17 protein-coding genes are annotated in these 21,216 nt (G+C 65.2%); 12 read left to right on the top strand and 5 right to left on the bottom strand.

Going from position 1 to position 21,216, the window contains the following annotated elements; genetic code table 11:
- Positions 1-11 precede the first annotated feature (11 nt).
- The 10 genes from rlmD to LR961_RS12430 all read left to right on the top strand — a co-directional run bounded on the left by rlmD (position 12) and on the right by LR961_RS12430 (position 8,994).
- Positions 12-1,352: a 23S rRNA (uracil(1939)-C(5))-methyltransferase RlmD gene (rlmD, locus tag LR961_RS12475; protein WP_232149662.1), complete on the top strand. Its 1,341-nt coding sequence runs from the start codon at positions 12-14 to the stop codon at positions 1,350-1,352.
- Between the two features lie 3 nt (positions 1,353-1,355).
- The gene (locus tag LR961_RS12470) at positions 1,356-1,847 is read left to right on the top strand and encodes a CYTH domain-containing protein (protein ID WP_232149658.1); all 492 of its coding nucleotides are present in this window, start codon (positions 1,356-1,358) and stop codon (positions 1,845-1,847) included.
- Between the two features lie 279 nt (positions 1,848-2,126).
- Entirely contained in the window at positions 2,127-2,816 is a 690-nt protein-coding gene (locus LR961_RS12465; protein WP_232149654.1) for a DsbA family oxidoreductase, read from the top strand.
- A 67-nt stretch (positions 2,817-2,883) separates the two neighbouring features.
- On the top strand, positions 2,884-3,891 hold the full coding sequence (gene nagZ, locus LR961_RS12460) for a beta-N-acetylhexosaminidase (RefSeq protein WP_232149653.1): 1,008 nt from the start codon (positions 2,884-2,886) through the stop codon (positions 3,889-3,891).
- Positions 3,891-4,442 (top strand): hypoxanthine-guanine phosphoribosyltransferase, encoded by a 552-nt coding sequence (locus LR961_RS12455; protein WP_232149652.1) that lies wholly within the window; start codon positions 3,891-3,893, stop codon positions 4,440-4,442. The genes nagZ and LR961_RS12455 overlap by 1 nt, the downstream gene beginning before the upstream one ends.
- A 7-nt stretch (positions 4,443-4,449) precedes the next feature.
- Positions 4,450-4,899: a hypothetical protein gene (locus tag LR961_RS12450; protein WP_232149650.1), complete on the top strand. Its 450-nt coding sequence runs from the start codon at positions 4,450-4,452 to the stop codon at positions 4,897-4,899.
- Between the two features lie 7 nt (positions 4,900-4,906).
- Entirely contained in the window at positions 4,907-5,653 is a 747-nt protein-coding gene (locus LR961_RS12445) for an S-methyl-5'-thioinosine phosphorylase (protein ID WP_232149648.1), read from the top strand.
- A gap of 90 nt (positions 5,654-5,743) precedes the next feature.
- Positions 5,744-5,950: a cold-shock protein gene (locus tag LR961_RS12440; RefSeq protein ID WP_057506519.1), complete on the top strand. Its 207-nt coding sequence runs from the start codon at positions 5,744-5,746 to the stop codon at positions 5,948-5,950.
- A 96-nt stretch (positions 5,951-6,046) separates the two neighbouring features.
- Positions 6,047-7,357 (top strand): NAD(P)/FAD-dependent oxidoreductase, encoded by a 1,311-nt coding sequence (locus tag LR961_RS12435; RefSeq protein WP_232149645.1) that lies wholly within the window; start codon positions 6,047-6,049, stop codon positions 7,355-7,357.
- Positions 7,354-8,994 (top strand): acyl-CoA dehydrogenase family protein, encoded by a 1,641-nt coding sequence (locus LR961_RS12430; protein ID WP_232149643.1) that lies wholly within the window; start codon positions 7,354-7,356, stop codon positions 8,992-8,994. The genes LR961_RS12435 and LR961_RS12430 overlap by 4 nt, the downstream gene beginning before the upstream one ends.
- Here the strand turns inward: LR961_RS12430 and LR961_RS12425 are convergent, their stop codons facing one another.
- From LR961_RS12425 to LR961_RS12410, 4 genes are all read right to left on the bottom strand, one after another.
- A complete protein-coding gene (locus LR961_RS12425) occupies positions 8,995-10,692 on the bottom strand; it encodes a diguanylate cyclase (RefSeq protein WP_232149636.1) in 1,698 nt (565 codons plus the stop codon).
- A 159-nt stretch (positions 10,693-10,851) separates the two neighbouring features.
- Positions 10,852-11,214, bottom strand: coding sequence for a hypothetical protein (locus tag LR961_RS12420; RefSeq protein WP_232149634.1), 363 nt, complete (start codon positions 11,212-11,214; stop codon positions 10,852-10,854).
- Positions 11,215-11,377: 163 nt separating this feature from the next.
- The gene (locus LR961_RS12415; protein ID WP_232149633.1) at positions 11,378-11,719 is read right to left on the bottom strand and encodes a hypothetical protein; all 342 of its coding nucleotides are present in this window, start codon (positions 11,717-11,719) and stop codon (positions 11,378-11,380) included.
- Positions 11,720-11,841: 122 nt separating this feature from the next.
- A complete protein-coding gene (locus tag LR961_RS12410; RefSeq protein WP_232149632.1) occupies positions 11,842-13,017 on the bottom strand; it encodes an acetyl-CoA C-acyltransferase in 1,176 nt (391 codons plus the stop codon).
- A gap of 178 nt (positions 13,018-13,195) precedes the next feature.
- Between LR961_RS12410 and LR961_RS12405 the strand changes: the two genes are divergently transcribed.
- Positions 13,196-16,045 (top strand): autotransporter serine protease, encoded by a 2,850-nt coding sequence (locus LR961_RS12405; protein WP_232149630.1) that lies wholly within the window; start codon positions 13,196-13,198, stop codon positions 16,043-16,045.
- A 186-nt stretch (positions 16,046-16,231) separates the two neighbouring features.
- Here the strand turns inward: LR961_RS12405 and LR961_RS12400 are convergent, their stop codons facing one another.
- Positions 16,232-17,329: a Glu/Leu/Phe/Val dehydrogenase dimerization domain-containing protein gene (locus LR961_RS12400; protein WP_232149627.1), complete on the bottom strand. Its 1,098-nt coding sequence runs from the start codon at positions 17,327-17,329 to the stop codon at positions 16,232-16,234.
- 303 nt (positions 17,330-17,632) lie between these two features.
- On the opposite strand from LR961_RS12400, the gene LR961_RS12395 reads away from it, so the two are divergent.
- Positions 17,633-21,151 carry a methylmalonyl-CoA mutase family protein gene (locus tag LR961_RS12395; RefSeq protein WP_232149625.1) on the top strand — a complete coding sequence of 1,173 codons (3,519 nt, stop codon included), beginning with the start codon at positions 17,633-17,635 and terminating at the stop codon, positions 21,149-21,151.
- The last annotated feature ends 65 nt before the right edge of the window (positions 21,152-21,216 follow it).

Here is a 21,216-nt window from a genome sequence, read left to right as displayed (position 1 = left end):
CCTGTTGCCACGTGGCCCGATCCAGATCCCCCCGCATAGACAAGACCCCGTTCCAGACCGAGATCCTCGACCTGAGCCACGATGGCCGTGGCGTTGCCCGCCGCGAAGGCGAGGGCGGCAAGGTCACTTTCATCAGTGGCGCGTTGCCGCAGGAAACGGTGATGGCCGAGCAGACCGGCAAGAGCCGTCACTTCGACGAAGCCCGCACGGTGGAAGTGGTGAAAGCCTCGCCGCACCGCGTGGAAGCGCGTTGCCCGCATTTCGGCGTGTGCGCCGGCTGCGTGCTGCAGCACCTGGAGGAGTCGCAGCAGATCGTGGCCAAGCAGCGCGTGCTGATGGACAACCTGGAACGTATCGGCCATGTGAAGCCGGGCGCAGTCTTGCCGCCGCTGGCAGGCGACAGCTGGGGCTATCGCCGCAAGGGCCGTTTCTCGGTGCGTCGCGTCGAGAAGAAGGACAAGACGCTGGTCGGTTTCCGCGAGCTGGACCCGCGCTTCGTCGCAGATCTGTCGCAGTGCCTGACGGTGATCCCGGAGATCGGCACCAAGGTGTCGGCGCTGTCCACGTTCATCGAAACGCTGGATGGCAAGCGCGATATTCCGCAGATCGAATTCATCGGCGGTGATGCCGCCATCGCGCTGACCGTGCGCCACCTGCAGCCGTTGTCCGATGCTGACGCACAGGCATGGATCGCGTTCGGCCAGGAACACGGCTTTGCGATCTACCTGCAATCCGGCGGCCTGGAAACGGTGAAGCCGCTGTGGCCGGCCGAAGGCGTGGCGCTGTCGTTCGCGCTGCCGCAGTGGAATGTGGAACTGGCGTTCCGTCCGCTGGACTTCATCCAGGTCAACGCCAAGCTCAACCAACAGATGATCGCGCACGCGCTGACCCTGCTCGATGCGCAACCGGACGAGCGCGTGCTCGACCTGTTCTGCGGCCTGGGCAACTTCACCCTGCCGCTGGCGCGCACCGTGCGTGAGGTGGTCGGCGTGGAAGGCGAGGCCGGACTGGTGGCACGTGCGAAGGAAAATGCCGAGCGCAATGGTTTGAGCAACGCGCAGTTCTTCGCCGCCGACCTCACCCAGGACCAGCGCCACACGCCGTGGATGAAGCAGGGCTTCGACAAGCTTCTGCTGGACCCGCCGCGATCTGGCGCGATCGACGTGCTGCAGCAGCTGCCGTTGAAGCAGTTCAAGCGCATCGTCTACGTGAGCTGCCATCCGGGCTCGCTGGCACGTGATGCCGGTTATCTGGTCAACGAACAGGGCTTCACCCTGGTCAGCGCCGGTGCGATGGACATGTTCCCGCATACCGCACATGTGGAAAGCATCGCCGTCTTCGAGAAGAAGTGAGCCATGGGCATCGAGATCGAGCGCAAGTTCCTGGTAACCAGCGACGCCTGGCGCGCCGCTGCGCATGCGGTCATCCCGATGGCCCAGGGGTATCTCAACGATACCGCGTCGCTGGACAGCGGCGCGCAGAAGGCATCGGTGCGCGTGCGCATCCAGGGTGATGAGGCGTACCTCAACATCAAGTCTCGCGAGATCGGCCATACGCGGCAGGAGTTCGATTACCCGGTGCCGGTAAGTGAGGCACGCGAGCTGTTGGCGCTGTGCGTCGGTGGCCTGATCGACAAGCGCCGCCATCTGGTCAACCACAACGGATTGTTGTGGGAAGTGGATGAGTTCCTCGGCGAGAACGCCGGGCTGGTGGTGGCCGAAGTCGAACTGGAAAGTGCCGGGCAGACATTCGATCTGCCGGAGTGGGCTGGCGCCGAGGTGACTGACGAGGTTCGTTACTACAACCTTGCGTTGGCTTCGCATCCGTACTGCAAGTGGGGCGTGTAGGGGCGTCCTCGGGCGAAAAGCTGTTACCCCTCCCCAGCCCTCCCCTCCGCCAGCGGCGCAAGGGAGGGGGCTGTTTCTTGGGGTCGGAAAGACCGCAGCCAAACCCGCTTCTGCTCCCTCCCTTGCGCCGCAGGCGGAGGGGAGGGCTGGGGAGGGGTAAGGCCTTCCAAACCCACAAACAACCATCCCAGCGGCAGTACGCTCCAATCCATCTGCTCGTAACCGGAACGTACCCGGACTTCGCTACGCTGGCGCATCTCTTCCAAGACAGAAACTCCCATGCGCATCGACATCTGGTCCGACGTGGTCTGCCCCTGGTGCTGGATCGGCAAGCACCGTTTCGAGCGTGGGTTGGCCCTGATGGGCGACAAGGCACCCGAAGTCGAGGTGCGCTGGCATCCGTTCCTCCTGGCGCCGGACGCCGATGCCACGCCGGTGCCGCTGCGCGAGGCCTATGCGGCCAAATTCGGTGGCATCGAACGCACCAACCAGATGCTGGCGCAGACTCAATCTGCCGCCCAGGCCGAAGGCCTGCCGATGGATTTCGACAAGGGCCAGGTCAAGGTCACCACCTTGCCAGCGCATCGGTTGATCTGGCTGGCCGGGCGTGAAGGCGTGCAGGCGCAGGTGGGCGAAGCGTTGTTCCGCGCCCACTTCGAGCATGGCCGCAACCTGGCCGACCCGCAGGTGCTGATCGAAGCCGCCGCAGCCGGTGGCATCGGTGCCGAGCGGGTCACCGCGATGCTGGAATCCGACGAGGGGCTGGCCGAGGTGCGCGCCGGGCTGGGCCAGGCGCAGGCGCTGGGCATCCAGTCGGTGCCCACCTTCGTCATCAACGGCCGCTACGCGGTGCAGGGGGCGCAGCCGCCGGAGGTGTTTGCCCAGGTGCTGGAGAAGGTCGCCGCCGAACTGGCGCCGACGCCGGGCAAGGATGAACAGGCATGCGGCCCGGACGGTTGCAGCGTCTGACGACAAAGGCGCCATCTGCGACAATGCCGGGCTACGCCGCGACCTGGCGGCGAAATGGAGTCCACGCATGCTTTTGATCGGCGTTGCCGGTACCGAACTGACCGCCCAGGAGCGCGGCTGGTTGCAGCATGACGCCGTGGCCGGCGTGGTGCTGTTCAAGCGTAATTTCGCTTCGCGCGCGCAGGTGACCGAGCTGACCGCGGCTATCCGCGCCGCGGCCAACCGGCCGCTGCTGATCGCGGTGGATCAGGAAGGTGGGCGCGTGCAGCGCTTCCGTGAAGGCTATGCCGAACTGCCGCCGCTGGACGGCTTCGGCAAGCTTTACGCCACCGATCCGGACGCCGCCCTGGCACTGGCCGAGCAGCACGCCTGGCTGATGGCCAGTGAGATCCGCGCCTCCGGCCTGGACCTGAGCTTTGCCCCGGTGGTCGATGTCGGCCACGGCAACCTGGCCATCGGCAACCGCGCTTTCGGCGAAGACCCGCAGACCGTCGCTGCGTTGACCGCTGCCTATGTGCGCGGCATGCATTCGGTCGGCATGGCCGCCACGCTCAAGCATTTCCCGGGCCACGGCACCGTGCGTGAGGACACCCACGTCGATACCGCGATCGACCCGCGTCCGCTGGCGGAAATGGAAACGCTTGATCTGGTACCGTTCCGCGCAGGCATCGCCGCAGGCGCCGATGCGGTGATGATGGCGCACGTCATCTACCCGCAGGTGGCACCGGAGCCGGCCGGTTACTCGCCGCGCTGGATCAACCAGATCCTGCGGCAGGACATGGATTTCCGTGGCGTGGTGTTCTCCGACGACATCGGCATGGCGGCTTCGTTCGCCGCCGGTGGCGTTGCTGGCCGGGTCAATGCCCATCTGGATGCCGGTTGCGACGTGGTGCTGGTGTGCCACCCGGAGCTGGTTGAAGAATCGCTGCAGGCCGTGGCCGGCCGCAGCCTCAATACCGCCGCGCTGCTGGGCCTGATCGCCCATGGCGCACTGGGCTGGGGCGGCCTGCTGGCCGATGCCCGCCATGGCGATACCCGTAATCAATTGCTTGAAAACCTTGGAAGAACCGTCTGATGTCCAAACTCACTCTCGAACAAGCCGTGGCCCAGGCCGACCTGCTGGTTGACCGCCCCACCATCGACAAGGCCATCGCCGGTATCGCCGACGCCATCGCGCGCGATTACAAGGGCGAGGTACCTGTGTTCCTGTCCATCATGAATGGCGCGCTGCCGTTTGCCGGCCAGCTGGCGCTGGAGCTGGGCGCACGTGGCCAGGATGCCCAGTTCGATTACATGCAGGCTTCGCGTTACCACGGCGAGAGCGGTGGCGAGCTGGTGTGGAAGCACCGCCCGGTATCGGCGCTGTTCGGCCGTCGCGTGATCCTGGTCGACGACATCCTCGATGAAGGCTTCACCCTGCAGGGCGTGCGCGAATGGTGCCTGGAGCAGGGTGCCACCGACGTGCGCATCGCTGTGTTGACGGTGAAGAAGCACGACCGCTGCTTGCCGGGCGTCAAGGCCGACTACGCCGGCGTCGAGCTGCCGGATCGCTTCGTGTTCGGTTTCGGCATGGACGTCAGCGAGTCGCTGCGTTCGTTGCCGGCCATCTACGCGATGAAGGAATAAAAGGCCGATGAGCAGCCGTCGGTCGGTCGCAGGCTGGCTGACGGTTGTCTTCGTTGCAGGCCAGTTGGGCATTCTGGCGATCAAGGAGCTGCGTGAGCAGGGCAGCCCCCTGGTCGAGCAGTACGCCGTCTTCGGTTATGCGCCGAACCTGATCGCGGCGCTGACGCTGCCGTGGTTGGTACTGGCGCTGGCAGTGAAGCGCATCGGGCAGGCCGACGATGCCTACGCCTGGCGCTGCCTCTGGCACGAGCGTCGCGCGATCACCGCCGCCCTGCTGCTGCCCACCGCCGGTCTGCTGGCCTGGGAGTTCCTCCAGCCCTTCCGTCCCAATCGCACCTTCGACTGGCTGGACGTGTGGGCCACGCTTGCCGGCGCTGGACTGTGGCTGGCCATTGTCCTGCTTGCCCGTGGCATCAGCGGCAGGCAGGTGAATTCATCACCCCCTACAAGAGCATGACAATTCCATGAGTTCCATCGCATTGGCCGTGATCGGCGGCACCGGCGTCTACAAGCTGGCCGCACTGGACGATGTCCAGACCCACGAGGTGCAGACTGCCTACGGCGCACCGTCCGGGCCGGTCCGGATCGGGATGCTGAACGGGCAGCGCGTGGCGTTTCTGGCCCGTCATGGCGAAGGCCATTCGATCCCGCCGCACAAGATCAACTACCGCGCGAATCTGGCCGCGCTCAAGCAGCTCGGCGCCACCCGCGTGTTGGCGCTGAATACGGTTGGCGGCATCACCGAAAACTTCGGCCCGCGTGTGTTGGCCTGCCCGGACCAGCTGATCGATTACACCTGGGGCCGGATCTCCACGCTGAGCGAGGAGGAGGGCAGCGAAGTGCTGCATGTCGACTTCGGCCACCCGTATACGCCAGCGTTTCGAGACAAGGTGCTGGCAGCGGCCAAGGCCCGGAACGTGGTGGTGCAGGATGGCGGCTGTTACGCCGCTACCCAGGGTCCGCGCCTGGAAACCAACGCCGAAATCGCCCGTCTGCGCCGCGACGGCTGCGATCTGGTCGGCATGACCGGCATGCCGGAAGCCGGCCTGGCAAGGGAATTGGGGCTGGAGTACGCCTGCCTGGCCATCGTCGCCAACTGGGCGGCCGGCTGTGGCGAGGCCGAGGAGATCACCATGGCCGAGGTGCTGGCCAATGTGGAGGCCGCCTCGGCGGGTTTGCCGACTTTGGTGGGTGAACTGGCACAGGGGTGATTGTCATCCCGGCCCAAGCTTTGCATACTCCGCCAGTGCGCTTCATTCAGCGTACATCAATCCATTCATCGAACAAGGTCTCGCATCACCATGCCGAACGGTACCGTCAAGTGGTTCAACGACGCCAAGGGATTTGGCTTCATCTCACCGGAGGACGGCAGCGCCGATGTCTTCGCGCACTTCTCCGCGATCAATTCCAAGGGCTTCCGCAGCCTGCAGGAAGGCCAGCGCGTCAGCTATGACGTGACCCAGGGTCCGAAGGGTGCCCAGGCTTCGAACATCACGCCGGCCGAGTGATTCACCGGCTGTGCTGAAAGGACCCCGCTACGGCGGGGTTTTTTTTTGGTTAAACAGCTAACCTCGGACCAACAGCGACGTGCACGAAGGAGCGTGATGAGCAAAGCATTGGATATCGCCATCGTTGGCTATGGCACAGCGGGGCAGGCACTGGCGGTGCTGCTGACGCGTGACGACCATCGCGTGCAGGTGTTCGAACAAGCCCCGACACCGGGGCCGGTGGGTGCGGGCTTCCTGTTGCAGCCCAGCGGGCTGCAGGCCCTTTGGGAGATGCAGCTGCTGCCGCAGGTGCTGGAACATGGCGCGGTGGTGCGTCGTTTGTATGGCGAGACGCCATGCGGGCGTGCGGTGATGGACATGCACTACGCCGGGCTGGATGCACGCCTGTGCGGCGTGGGCATGCAGCGCGGTGCCTTGTTCTCGCTGCTGGACAGCGCATGGCAAGGGCGCGAGGCGCTGCATGTGGACAGCCGCATCGTCGCCATTGATGAAACCCTGCGCCGCGTGCAGGACCATCGCGGGCACTGGCACGGCCCCTTCGATCTGGTGATCGCCACCGATGGCTCGGCCTCGGGGCTGCGCGCGCAGGTGCAGGGCACGCGGCTGGATCGTGTTTATCCTTGGGGTGCGTTGTGGTGCCTGCTGCCGCGCGGCGACTGGGCATTCGGCGATGAGCTGCGCCAGCGCTATGTGGCCGCGCGCAAGATGATCGGACTGCTGCCGGTGGGTACCCGCCCCGGTGATGACGAGCCGCGCCTGAGCTTTTTCTGGAGCCTGCCGCGTGAAGGATTCGGCGCCTGGGAGCAGGCGGGGCTGGAACCTTGGCTTGATGAGATCGAACAGCTGTGGCCTGAAGCCCGGCAGCGCCTGCAGGGCGTCAACGTTCAAACCCAGCTGGCGCGTGCCAGCTACCGCGACGCGGTGATGGAGCGTTGGTATCGCGGCCGGCTGGTGCTGGCCGGCGACGCCGCGCATTCGATGAGTCCGCAACTGGGGCAGGGCGTGAACATGGCCCTGCTCGATGCGATCGCGCTGCGCGATGCGCTGCGCACCGAAATCGGGATCGACGCCGCGTTGGCGCGTTACCAGGGACAGCGCAAGGCGCATGTATGGCTGTACCAGTTCTGGAGCCGCTGGCTGACCCCGGTGTTCCAGTCCGAACGTGATTGGGTCGCCAACGCCCGCGACCTGCTGTTCAAGCCGATGGGGCGCATGCCCGGAGGGCGCGGGCACATGCTGCGGGTGCTGAGCGGCACCCAGCATGGCCTGTTCGGCAAGTTGGCGCTGGACAGCGCATTCATTGCCGATCTGCAGGCGGCGGTGACCAGCGGCGACCGCCGGCATGACGCCATGCCCATGACGCCTTTGGCAGAATCGGCCTGCTGCCCGACCGAGCCAACGTCATGACCGCGCAACCGCCACCGTTTGAAACGCATACCGTCGACAACCAGCCGCCGGCGTTTGCCGGGCGCAATCTCTGGCAGGACGATCAGGCGCTGCAGGAGGCGGTGGCGCGCGAAGGCGCGCAGAGCTACCGCAATGCCCTTGCGCACTACGGTGACATTGCCGGTGGCGACCTCTATCACGCCGGTTTCGATGCCAACCGACAACGGCCCCAGTTGCGTACCCATGACGCGCAGGGGCGTCGCATCGATACGGTGGATTTCCATCCGGCGTATCACCAGCTGCTGGCGACCGCCAAGACCCACGGTGTGGCCGGGCTGTCCTGGCACGCGCCACGGCCGGGTGCGCACGTCGCGCGTGCCGCGCTGAGCTATCTGCACCATCAGGCCGAAGCCGGTACCAGTTGCCCGTTGACCATGACCCATGCTGCGGTACCGGTGCTGCGACAGGCACCGGCGCTGGCCGAATGGGCGGACAAGGCCGCCACGCCGTTCTACGACCCGCGTGATGTGCCCATCTCCGACAAGGCTGGCATCACTGTGGGCATGGGCATGACCGAGAAGCAGGGCGGCTCGGATGTACGCAGCAACACCACCACCGCCACGCCTTTGGCCACCGCCGGCGAGTACAGCCTGGTGGGCCACAAATGGTTTTTCTCCGCGCCGATGTCCGATGGCTGGCTGGTGCTGGCACAGGCGCCCGGTGGCTTGAGCTGTTTCCTGATGCCGCGCCGGTTGCCGTGCGGCAAGCGCAACGCGTTCCATCTGATGCGTTTGAAGGACAAGCTCGGCGACTGGGCCAATGCGTCCAGCGAAGTGGAATTCTGCGGCGCGTGGGCGCATCGCATCGGCGAAGAAGGGCGGGGCGTGGCTACCATCATCGAGATGGTCATGCTGACCCGGCTGGACTGCATGCTCGGTGCCGCGGCGGAAATGCGCATGGCGTTGGCGCAGGCACTGCACCATGCCCGGCACCGGCGTGCTTTCGGCAAGCGTCTGGTCGACCAACCGTTGATGGCCAACGTGCTGGCTGACCTTGCCGTGGAATCGGAAGCGGCTACCGCCCTGGCGATGCGTGTGGCGAGCGCGGTGGATGCCGCGCCATCGGATGCGCGCGAAGCGGCATTCGCCCGCATTGCCACCGCCATTGGCAAATTCTGGGTGTGCAAGCGCGCACCGGCCTTCGTCAACGAAGCGCAGGAATGTCTGGGTGGTGCCGGCTACGTGGAAGAGTCGATGCTGCCGCGCTTGTATCGTCAGGCACCGCTGAACTCGATCTGGGAAGGCAGCGGCAACGTGCAATGCCTGGACGTGCTGCGCGCGCTTGCCCGCGAGCCGGACACGCGCGCGGCGCTGCTGGAGGAACTGGCGCGACCGGCCGGGCAGTTGCCCACCTATGACCAGGCCTGTGCGCAGATGACGACGCGGCTGTCGGCGACAGCGCTGGAGCAGTCCGATGCACGCAGCCTCGTCGCCGCACTGGCGGTGCTGCTGCAGGCGGCAACGTTGATGCGCAACGCCAGCCCGCTGGCCGCAACCTTCGTGCAGTCGCGCTTGTCACCACGGGCTGGGGTTTATGGCGTGCTGGATGCCGCGACGTCGTTCGACGACATCCTCGAACGCGCGTTGCCGCAGGGCTGATCAGCCCGCGCCGTCCAGGCTCGCATCGAACTGCAGGACGCGGTTGCGGCCACTGCGTTTGGCCCGGTACAGCGCCGCGTCGGCCTTGCGCAGCAGGGTCAGCCCGACCACGCCATCAAGCGGGTAGGTTGCCACGCCCAGCGATGCGGTGATCGGTGGCAGTACCTTGCCAGCAAAGGGCACGCTCATCTGCGACAACGCCAGCCGCAACTCTTCGGCATGGCGCATGGCCGAGATGCTGTCCGACTCGGGCAGGATCACCGTGAATTCCTCGCCGCCGTAACGGCAGGCGATGTCTTCCCCGCGCAGGCGCGAGGACAGCAGGTGACCGATGGCCGCGAGCAACGCATCGCCACCGGCGTGGCCGTGGGTATCGTTGAACTGTTTGAAGTGGTCGACGTCCAGCATCAGCACCGACAACGGGAAATTGCGGCGCCCGCAACGGGCGATCTCGCGGGCCAGCGATTCTTCCAGGTAGCGTCGGTTGTACAGGCCGGTCAGTGGGTCACGGATCGACTGCAGGCGCAGCGATTCGCGCAGGCGCAGGTTGCTCAACGCCAGCGACAGCTGTTCCATCGCCGATTCGGCCACGGCCAGACGCGGCAGCGGACCGGGACCTGCGCCGCACAGGAACAGGAAGCCGATCTGCACGCCCTGTGCCGACATCGGGATGCAGGCGGTCGCCACGGACTGGCCCTGGTCGGGGCGGGCGATATGCGGGCAGCTGGCGTCGTTGTGCAGGTCGTCGATCACATGTGGCTGGCCGCGGCGGATCGCCCAGCAATCGCTCGGTGGCAGGAAGGTGGTGGTTTCCACCAGCGGCAGGCCCCAGCTGACGATGTTCTCGGCGCGGTCGTTGGAGGCACGCAGCAGATAGACCGAGCCGGCAATTTCCGGCAGCAGTGCCTCGAGCGTGCGTGCGCTGATCTCCAGTGCTTCCTCTGGGTTGGCGCAGCTCTGCAGCAGGCCGGTGTAGCGCCCCAGCGTCTGCAGGTCGGCGCTGGAGCGCTGCAGTTGCTCCAGGTTGCCTGACAGTTGCAGGCTGGCGCTGGCCGCACGCCGCTCGGCGCGGCTGCGGCGCCGCAGTTCGGACAGCAGGATGCCGTACACCGACGCCACCACCGCCAGGCCGAACGGAATGCCGGCGAAGGCCAGGCCGAGCAGCAGGTCGGCGCTGCGTCGCGAACTGGCCGCGCGTTCGACCAGCAGTTCCTGTTCCTCGCGCACCATCGCCCGCACCTGCTCGCGGATGGCGCTGGTGGTGCGAAAAGCGTTCTGGTTGATCGCCGAGCGCGCCGCTTCCAGGCCCTGGCCGTCGTAGATGTTCACGACGTGCTGGATCTGTCCCAGCCGGCGGTGCACCAACTCATCGAGCTTGCGCACGTTCTGGCGTTGTTCGGCGTTTTCGGCGATGGAGCGCGACAGGCTGGCCAGCAGCAACGGCAGGCGCTCGATGCTCATCTGGTAATCGACCAGATAGGCCTGGCTGCCGGTGAGCAGGTAGCCGCGCTCGGCCGACTCGGCATCAAGCACCATCGCCTGGATCTCATCGATCCGGCTGATGACTTCATGGGTGTGGGCGACAAGGCGCGAATCGGCGATGAAGCGGCGGGCGCCGATGAAAACACCGATGCCGATGGCGATGAAGACCAATGCCGAAAAAACCAATGCGATCTTGCTACGGGTGCGTTGTTGCATCGCCACCTTGATCAGCTGCTGAGCCTGGCCTGCGCGGGCACCTTCTCCCCGCGCAAGGCCTCATGTTTTCCGGAGTGAATCCCCGGCTCCGGCGGCATCGCGCATCAGGCGCGACAGCCACACAGCCAGCGCTCCCGCGCGGCTGCGTGGCGCAGTCTATCAATGCTTGGCTTCGTCTGCTTTTTCGCGCGCGTGCTGGGCCGCGTCGTGTGCTTCGTCAGCCACCTTCTGGGCCGCATCGGCGGTTGCCTCACTGGCATCAGCGGCGGCCTGCCGGGCGGCGACCGAAGCCTCCTGCGCTGCCTGGGAGGTGGCTGCGGCGGCATTGTCCAATGCCTGCTGTGATTGCGCCGCTGCGGCGCGGGTGGCATCAGCAGCCTGCGCGGCGGCATCGCGGGTGGCATCGGCAGCGGATTTGGCTGCGGCCTCTGCATCGCGCCGGGCCTGTTCGGTATCGGGGGCGTTGCAAGCGGCAAGAGCCAGCATCAGGCCTGTTGCCAGCAAGGGGACGGGCAGCTTCATGTTGCTCTCCTGAGCAGGGTGGACGCCCCCAGCCTAGGCGCTTGCGTATTCAGAGCGCGTCAATGCAGTGCGTCTGCCAGCGCTCAACACGCAGAAGAAACAGGCATTAAAAAAGCCGCTGGCGAACCAGCGGCTTTCGAGACTTGCTTTGAAGAAGAAGTTATTACTTCTTGGCTTCTTCAGCAGCGTCCTTGGCTTCAGCAGCGACGTCCTTAGCAGCTTCGGCAACGTCAGCAGCGGCGCCAGCAGCGGCGTCGGTTGCAGCGCCGGCGGTAGCAGCAGCGGCTTCGCCAGCAGCGTCAGCAGCGGTGGCGGCGGTGTCGGCAGCAGCCTGGGCAGCTTCGGCAGTGGCGGCGCCAGCAGCAGCGGCCTGGTCGGCAGCGCCCTGGGCTTCGGCAGCGGCGGCGTCAGCGGTGGCAGCAGCGTCGGCAGCCTGTTCCTGCTTCGAGCAGGCGGTCAGTGCCAGGCCCAGGGCCATCGCGATCAGCAGCTTGTTGATGCTCATTGTGTGAATCCTCGTCGTGAAATTTGGCAACGCGCCATTGCGCGCCGGGAACATGATGACAAGCCCATTTCGACTGTCAAGCGGATGCGCATTCATATTTCTTGGAATCTGAAATTTCCAAGTCAAATCAATTCGATGGCAATTGCGGTTGCTTCGCCGCCACCGATGCAGAGCGATGCAACACCACGCTTGAGGCCGCGCGTGCGCAAGGCGTTTACCAGCGTAACCACCAAGCGTGCACCGGAAGCGCCGATCGGATGACCGAGCGCGCAGGCACCGCCATTGACGTTGACCTTTTCGTGCGGGATGCCCAGTTCGCGGATCGGCGCCATCGCCACAACGGCGAAGGCTTCGTTGATTTCGAACAGGTCCACGTCCTCGATTTTCCAGCCAGCCTTGGCCAGGACCTGGGTGATCGCGCCGATCGGGGCGGTGGTGAACCACTCCGGTTCCTGCGAGAAGGTGGCGTGTGCGGCGATGCGGGCCAGCGGCTGCACGCCACGACGCGCGGCATCGTCGGCAGACAGCAGGACCACGGCAGCGGCGCCGTCGGAAATGCTGGAGGAACTGGCGGCGGTGACGCTGCCGTCCTTCTTGAAGGCCGGGCGCAGGGTCGGGATCTTGGCGATGTCCGACTTGCCCGGCTGCTCGTCCTGGTTGAACTCGGCCTCGCCCTTGCGGGTGGCGACCTTCACCGGGACGATTTCGTCATTGAAGGCGCCGTTGGCCTGGGCGGCCTGGGCACGGGTGACCGACTCGATCGCGTAGGCGTCCTGCTCTTCGCGGGTGAAGCCGAACTTGGCGACGGTGGCTTCGGCAAACACGCCCATGGCCTGGCCGTCGTACGGGTTGGTCAGGCCGTCCCACGCCATGTGGTCCACTGCCTGGAAGTTGCCGTAGCGGTTGCCGGTGCGCGAGTTGGGCAGCATGTGCGGTGCGTTGGACATGGACTCCATGCCGCCGGCAACCACGATCGCGGCCGAACCGGCCTTGATCAGGTCATGGCCCAGCATGATGGCTTTCATGCCCGAACCGCAGACCTTGTTGAGGGTGGTGGCGCCGGTGCTGGTCGGCAGGCCGGCGGCCAATGCGGCCTGGCGCGCGGGCGCCTGGCCCAGGTTGGCCGGCAGCACGCAGCCCATGATCACTTCGGAAACATCGGCCGCAGCGATGCCGGACTGCTGCATGGCCGCGCTGATGGCGGTGGCGCCCAGGGTAGGCGTGGGAACGCCGTTGAACTGGCCGAGGAAGGAACCAATGGCGGTGCGCTTGGCGGCGGCGATGACGATGTCGGACATGTGCAATCTCGGTTGTTCTCTTGCGGCAATTATCAGGACTTGCGGGGCGCCGTCACATTGGACCAACGGCACATCCCTTCAGACTGCGGATTGTCGGCGGAGTATAGAAGGTCGGGCCTGCCTGGCCGTGTGTCGCTAATACCTGAATCTGTGGGACAGCAACCAAGGAGGGCTTTGCGTGAGTAGAAGTGTCAGGGGATGCAACATTCTGAGCGCCTCATTGGCGTTGATATTGAGCGCCTGTGGAGGAGGGGGCAGCACCAAGGTGGCCCCACCGCCGCCGCCGACCACGCCGCCACCGACGACACCGCCGCCACCCACGACCACCGTCCCCGAGCCGGCCATCGATGCGCATCTGGCCCTGACCAATGCCAAAGCCGCGCAGGTGATGGGGCTGACCGGGGCTGGTTATCGCATCGGCATCATGGACTCGGGGGTGATGCGCAACCACCCGACGCTCAACGGACGGGTGCTGGACAGCTACTTCTACCTGGACCCGGCCAGCAACAACGCCAATGTGGATGACGTGGTCGGCCATGGCACGGCGGTAGCCGAATTGGCCGCCGGTGCGGAATACGGGCGCTGGCCTGGCGGCGTCGCTCCGGGGGCGCAGATCATTTCGGCACGGATCATCGCCGACAAGGATCCGGTCGATGATGGTTCCGGGCAAGGCAACGAGGTGACCGGTGCATTGGGATTCGCGCCGATCCACGCGGACCTGATCCGTGCCGGCGTGCGCATCATGAACAACTCCTGGGGCGGGCTGTACTGGACCCGGGACACCGCCACCGCGCCGATCGCGGCCGAGTACCGGCCGTTCATCACCAGCAATGACGGGCTGGTGGTGTTTGCCAGCGGCAACGAATCGCGCAGCAATCCATCGGACATGGCGGCATTGCCCAGCAAGGCCGGTCCCAATGGCACATTGCCGGCGGCTGATCTGGAGCGCGGCTGGCTGACCGTGGCCGCGCTGGATACCGCAGCGCCCACACAGCTGGCCTCTTACTCAAACGCCTGCGGTGTGGCGAAGAACTACTGCCTGGTGGCGCCGGGGACGGCGTCTTACATAAGCCATGACAGCACCGTCGGCAGCCTGAAGTACGTGTACGCCAGCGGCACCTCGTTTGCCGCGCCGCTGGTGTCCGGCGCGGCGGCGTTGGTGTGGCAGGCGTTTCCGTACTTCAACAACGACCTGGTGCGGCAGACCCTGCTGGGCACCGCCACCGACCTGGGCGAGCCCGGGCCTGACGTCAAGTTCGGCTATGGTCTGCTCAACGTCGGCAAGGCGGTGAAAGGGCCGGCGAAATTCGACTGGGGCGACGCCGTGGTCAACGTCAACCAGTCGGGCCTGAACTCGGTTTGGAGCAACGCGATCAGCGGGAGCGGCGGGCTGGTCAAGCAGGGTGACGGCGCGCTGGGGTTGTCCGGGGCAAATGTCTACAGCGGTGCTACCCGGATCGAGCGTGGCACCCTGGCCTTGCGCGACGGCGGTTCGATCCGTTCCAACGTCACAATCACCGCGCAATCCAATCCATCGGCGGCCGGATTGCAGTTCATGAACGGTGATACGCGGGTGGTTGGCAATGTCGACAACGGTGGCAGCGTGCTGCTGCTGGGCGCCGACAGCAGCGGCACCATCGAAGGCAACTACATCCAGCGGCCCGGGGCGCAGTTGATGATCGCGCTGGGAGTGAAGGCATTGCAGGTCAGTGGCTCGGCCGCGCTGGATGGTGGCGTGCTGATCAACGGCATGGTCAGTGGCTATGTGGCGCAGGACGGCAAACGTCAGGATCTGGTTCACGCCGGTGGCGGAGTGAGCGGGCAATTCGCCACGCCGGCCACGGCAACCCAGAACACCGGCCTGACGCTGCTGCAGACGCAGTACGGCTATGACGCCAACAATGCCTGGTTGATGCTGGACCGGGTGAGTGTGACCAGTGCCGCGCGTTCGGCCGGTGTCGGCATCCAGGCGATGTCGGTGGCGCAACAAGTGGAGCATGCCTTCGAACTGCTTGACGGCAATGCCGGTTTGCAGGGCAGCGCCTTCGCTGCGGCAGCAGCGTCATTGCAGCAGGGCAGTGGCGGCTTCAATGGCCTGGGCGCCAGCCTGGAAAGCCTGTCCGGGCGCGCACATGCAACGGCAACGGCGATGACCTTCGATAGCATCGACATGAATCGTCGTGCGCTCTCCGCCCAGTTCTCTGAAAGCGCCGTCACTTCGCCTCAGGGCCGCAGCTGGATGCGCACGTTGGGCGGCGGCGGGCAGGGCGGTTTCCTGGGCAGCGACTACAGCGTTGGTGGCTGGATGATGGGGCATGAGGCCGCCATTGCAGGGGGTGGAGTACTGGGATTCGCCTTCGGCGAAACCCGCGCCAACACGACCGACGGCGTTGCGCAGGACCGCAGTCGTGACCGCCAGATGCAGTCGCAGATGTATGCCGGTTGGCGCATGGGTGCGGGCTATGTGCTGGGGCAGGCGGGCTTTGGCCAGTATCAGCGCGAGATGGATCGTGGCCTGCTGCTGGGCAATGAGCGCGCGGGCGCGCATACGCGCTACAGCGGCAGTTTCCTGTCCGGCAGCGCGGAAGGCGGCTATCGCTTCGGGCACGGCGCGGCATCGCTCACGCCTTACCTGGGAGCCGAATACACCCGCATCGACAATGACGCTTTCCAGGAGCAGGGCGGCTACGGTTTCGGACTGCGTGCCGAGGATTGGAACAGTGACCGCCTGCAGGCACTGGCGGGCGTGCGCGGGCAGTATCGTTGGCGAGGACTGGCGCTCAATGGCTACGCGGAATGGCAGCAGGCGGTTGCCAATGGTGGCCTGATGCTGGATGCGGGCTTCGTCGGTATTGACGCATGGGCGCCGCTGGCGGGGTTGCAACCGGCGCGCTCGGGTGGACTGTTCGGTGTGTCGCTGGATTCGTGGTTGTCGCGCACTGCGCAACTGTCGCTGGGCTATGACCAGCGTTTCGGTCCGCGTGGTGAGAATCGGCAGGTGTCGCTGCGCTTTTTCCAGGGGTTTTGAAGAAGGGCAGGGGCGAGATTTCAACTGCACCCCTCCCCAGCCCTCCCCTTGGCGGTGCCAAAGGGAGGGAAAGCCAGCCAGAGCGCGCTGCTCTTTAGCCCCCTCCCTTTGGCACCGCCAAGGGGAGGGCTCGGGAGGGGTAGTTATCTGGAAGTCTTGGACTTCCAGTTCCCGCCCGGTCCCGCCTTACTCGCCGCGCAGGCGGTTCATGCGCGGGACCGAGCGGCCCATCGGCATCTTCAGCTTGCCGATGGATTGGATGCGGTTTTCGGCGATGCGGTCGGCGGCGCGTTGCGGGGAGATGCTGTCGCGTTCGGACAGATCGAAGACCTTGCCGAGATTGTGGTAGATGCTGCGGATCAGGCGCATCGCGCGTTCGCGGTTGTAACCGTCGATCTCCAGTGACACGTTCATCACGCCACCGGCGTTGACCGCGTAATCCGGGGCCCACAGCACGCCGCGCTTGTACAGCTCATCGCCGACTGCATGGCTGGCCAACTGGTTGTTGGCGGTGCCGCAGATGACCTTGGCCTTGAGCCGGTCCAGGGTATCCATGTCGATGGCGCCTTCCATCGCGCAGGGGGCGAACACGTCAGTGGCGACGTCGTAGATCGCGTCGGGCTTGACCGCTTCGCAGCCGTACTCGCTGACCGCGCGCTGCACCAGCACCGGGTCCAGGTCGGTGACATACAGCTTGGCGCCACGCTCGCGCAGCAGCTTCACCAGCTCCATGCCGATATGGCCCAAGCCCTGCACGGCGATGCTGACCTTGCCGATTTCCTCATGGCCGAACTTGCGGTTCACCGATGCCATCAGCGCCTGCAGGGCGCCATAGGCGGTGAACGGTGCCGGATCGCCGGAACCGCCGTGGACCTGGTGGACGCCGGTGACATAACCGGTCTCCAGGTAGATCTGCTCCATGTCGTTGACGTCGCTGCCCACGTCCTCGGCGGTGATGTAGCGCCCGCCCAGGGCCTCGACCTGACGGCCGAAGGCGCGGAACAGCACTTCGCTCTTGTCGGTGCGCGGGTCGCCGATGATCACCGCCTTGCCGCCGCCCACGTTCAGTCCGGCAAGGGCGTTCTTGTAGGTCATGGTCCGGCTCAGGCGCAGGACGTCGCGCAGGGCGTCGTCGGTGCTGGCGTAGGGGCGCATGCGCACCCCGCCCAGAGCCGGGCCGAGGGTGGTGTCATGGATGGCGATGATCGCCTTCAGGCCGGCATCGCGGTTCTGGCAGAACACGACCTGTTCGTGGCCGGAAGTCTCGAGGGTTTCGAAAAGCATGGAAGCTCCGATGGCGGTTTTTGCCACAACGTCAGTGAACCTGCAGCTAAACAGCAGGCCGAAAACAAAAAATGCGACTTCGCCATTACAGGGACGGGGTCGCGGTGGCGCCATTCTAATGCATTAGGTGGTGGGGATCCGTTCAGGCCTGCATGCCAGGGCCGGTGCCTTACTGTGCCAATGCAGGCCTTCACGGATTGTGCAGAGCGCTGATCGGCAAAAGGTCACGCTGCGCTGCAACCTGACCTGCCCGGCGCGCGGCCCTATCATCGGTTTCAACAGAAACCGGAAGTTGTACGGCCCATGAGTACCCCCGCCTCCCAGTTCCCGCAGACCCAGCCGGAAACCACCCCGCTGCGTTTCGTCACCGCCGCCAGCCTGTTCGATGGCCACGATGCAGCCATCAACATCATGCGCCGGCTGATCCAGGCGCAGGGCGCGGAAGTGATCCACCTGGGCCACAACCGCAGCGTCGAGGATGTGGTGCGTGCAGCATTGCAGGAAGATGCCGATGCGATCGCGCTGTCGTCGTATCAAGGCGGCCACGTCGAGTACTTCAAGTACATGGTGGACATGCTCAAGGAGCGCGGCGCCGGCCATATCAAGGTGTTCGGCGGTGGTGGTGGCACCATCACTCCGGAAGAAATCCGCGAGCTGCAGGCCTACGGCGTGGAGCGCATCTACCACCCCAACGATGGCATGAAGATGGGGCTGGTGGAGATGATCGAGGATGTGGTGGCGCGTGCCGGCAAGGCGCGAGATACCCGTGCACTCGATGCCGACGATGACACGCCGGCCATCGAGGATGAGATTGGTATCGGTCGCGTGCTGTCGCAGCTGGAAGATGGCAATCATTCCGAAGCCGAGTTGGGCCACCTGCGCAAGCAATGGCAGCTGGCTGCCGGCAAGACGCCGGTCATCGGCATCACCGGTACCGGTGGCGCCGGCAAGTCGTCGGTGACCGACGAACTGCTCAACCGTTTCCTGGCCAGCTTCCCGCAGATGCGCATCGCGGTGATCTCGGTGGACCCGACCCGTCGCCGCACTGGCGGTGCACTGCTCGGTGACCGCATCCGCATGAACTCGCTGCGCTCCAAGCGCGTGTACATGCGTTCGATGGCGACCCGCCGCCAGCACGCGGCGATCAATACCGTGCTGCGCGATTGCATCGGCTTCCTGAAGTCGCTGCATTTCGATCTGGTGATCGTCGAGACCGCTGGTATTGGCCAGAGCGATTCGGAGATCGTCGATCTGGTCGATTTCCCGATGTACGTGATGACCAGCGATTTCGGTGCGCCGAGCCAGCTGGAAAAGATCGACATGCTCGATTACGCCGAGCTGGTGGTGCTGAACAAGTTCGACAAGCGCGGCGCCGAAGATGCGCTGCGTGACGTGCGCAAGCAGTGGAAGCGCAACCGCGTCGCTTTCACGATGAAGGATGAGGATGTGCCGGTTTATCCGACCATCGCCAGCCAGTTCAACGATCCGGGTATCAGCTGGATGTTCGCCAACCTGTGTCGCCTGCTGCGCGAGAAGGTCAAGGCCGACACAGGGTTGCAGCCGCAGATCGACACCTCGCTCAAGGAGCCGCGTGCGACGGTGCTGATCCCGGGCAGCCGTGTGCGTTACTTGGCCGAGATTGCCGAGCAGGGCCGCGGCATCAACGCCCGCATCGACTCGCAGGCCGAGGTGGCCGAGCGTGCGCAGAGCCTGTGGCAGGCGCTGAAGGAACTGGGTGATGCGGCATTGCCGGGCGCGCTGGATCTGTACCCGGCCGATGCCCTGACCGACGCCGCTGCCGACAACAGCATCCGCACCCTGCGCCAGCGCTACAACGATGCCGTGCAGTCGCTCGATTCCGAAGCACTGCGCCTGTTGCGCGAGTGGCCCGCACGCCTGAAATCGATCACCGAGCCGGTCAATGAGTACCAAGTGCGCGGCAAGACCATCCGCGTGGAGAACTACCGCGAGTCGCTCAGCCACCAGCAGATTCCCAAGATCGCCGCGCCCACCTACCGCAGCTGGGGCGAGCTGCTGGTGTTTCTGCAGAAGGAGAACCTGCCGGGCTCGTACCCGTACACCGGCGGCGTGTATCCGTACCGCCGCACCGGCGAAGACCCGATCCGCATGTTCGCCGGCGAAGGCACGCCCGAGCGCACCAACCGTCGCTTCCATTACCTGAGCGTGGGCCAGCCGGCGGCGCGCCTGTCCACCGCCTTCGACAGCGTGACGCTGTATGGCGAGGACCCGGCGCCGCGCCCGGACATCTACGGCAAGATCGGCAACTCCGGCGTCAACATCCCCACGCTGGACGACATGAAGAAGTTGTATTCCGGCTTTGACCTGTGCGCGCCGACCACCTCGGTGTCGATGACCATCAACGGCCCGGCGCCGATGATCCTGGCGATGTTCATGAACACCGCCATCGATCAACAGATTGAGAAATACCTGCAGGAAGATCCCGCGCGCTGGGCCGAGGCCGAGGCGAAGATCGCGAAGATCTTCGAAGGCCGCGCCCGCCCGCAGTACCATGGCGAGCTGCCGCCGACCAACAACGGCCTGGGCCTGGCACTGCTGGGCGTCACCGGTGACCAGTTGGTCGATGCCGACACCTACGCGCGCATCAAGGCTGAGACGCTGTCCACCGTGCGCGGCACCGTGCAGGCGGACATCCTCAAGGAAGACCAGGCACAGAACACCTGTATCTTCTCCACCGAGTTCGCGCTGCGGATGATGGGCGACATCCAGCAGTACTTTGTCGACAACAAGGTGCGCAACTTCTACTCGGTGTCGATCTCCGGTTATCACATCGCCGAAGCCGGTGCGAATCCGATCAGCCAGTTGGCCTTCACTCTGTCCAACGGCTTCACCATCGTCGAGTACTACCTGGCGCGTGGCATGAAGATCGACGACTTCGCGCCCAACCTGTCGTTCTTCTTCTCCAACGGCATGGACCCGGAGTACACCGTGATCGGCCGCGTGGCGCGCCGCATCTGGGCGCGCGCGATGCGTGAGCGTTATGGCGCCAACGAGCGCAGCCAGATGATGAAGTACCACATCCAGACTTCCGGTCGCTCGCTGCACGCACAGGAAATCCAGTTCAACGACATCCGCACCACGCTGCAGGCGCTGTATGCGCTGTTCGACAACTGCAACAGCCTGCACACCAATGCCTACGACGAAGCGATCACCACGCCGACCGAGGAGAGCGTGCGCCGCGCGGTGGCGATCCAGATGATCATCAACAAGGAGCTGGGGCTGAACTTCTGCGAGAACCCGTGGCAAGGCAGCTTCATCGTTGACAAGCTCACCGATATCGTCGAAGAAGCCGTGTACAAGGAGTTCGAAGCGATCAGCGAACGTGGTGGCGTGCTGGGTGCAATGGACACCATGTACCAGCGCGGCAAGATCCAGGAAGAGTCGCTGTACTACGAGCACAAGAAGCACGACGGCAGCCTGCCGCTGGTCGGCGTCAACATGTTCCTGCCCAAGGAGCATGCGGGCGAAGTGGCCACCGAGATCGAATTGATCCGCTCGACCGAGGAAGAGAAGGGCCAGCAGATCGAGAACGTGCACACCTGGCAGCGCAATCGCAACGCGTTGGCGCCGGCTGGCGAAACCTCGCATTCGCATGAGGTGGAAGGCGCACCGGCCAACGAAGGCGATGCACATGACGGGCACGGCCTGGCTTACCTGCAGAAGACCGCGCGTGACCGCCGCAATGTGTTCGAGGCGTTGATCGAAGCAGTCAAGACCCACAGCCTCGGGCAGATCAGTCACGCGCTGTACGACGTGGGTGGCGAGTACCGCCGCAACATGTAAACCAGTCCGCTGGATTGTCCGGTCAGGGAAGCGGTTGCTACTCTGGGCCGGACGTTCAACGACAG

It is taken from the genome of Stenotrophomonas sp. SY1 (assembly GCF_021202945.1).
Lineage (GTDB): Bacteria > Pseudomonadota > Gammaproteobacteria > Xanthomonadales > Xanthomonadaceae > Stenotrophomonas.
This window is presented reverse-complemented; position numbering and strand designations above follow the sequence as displayed.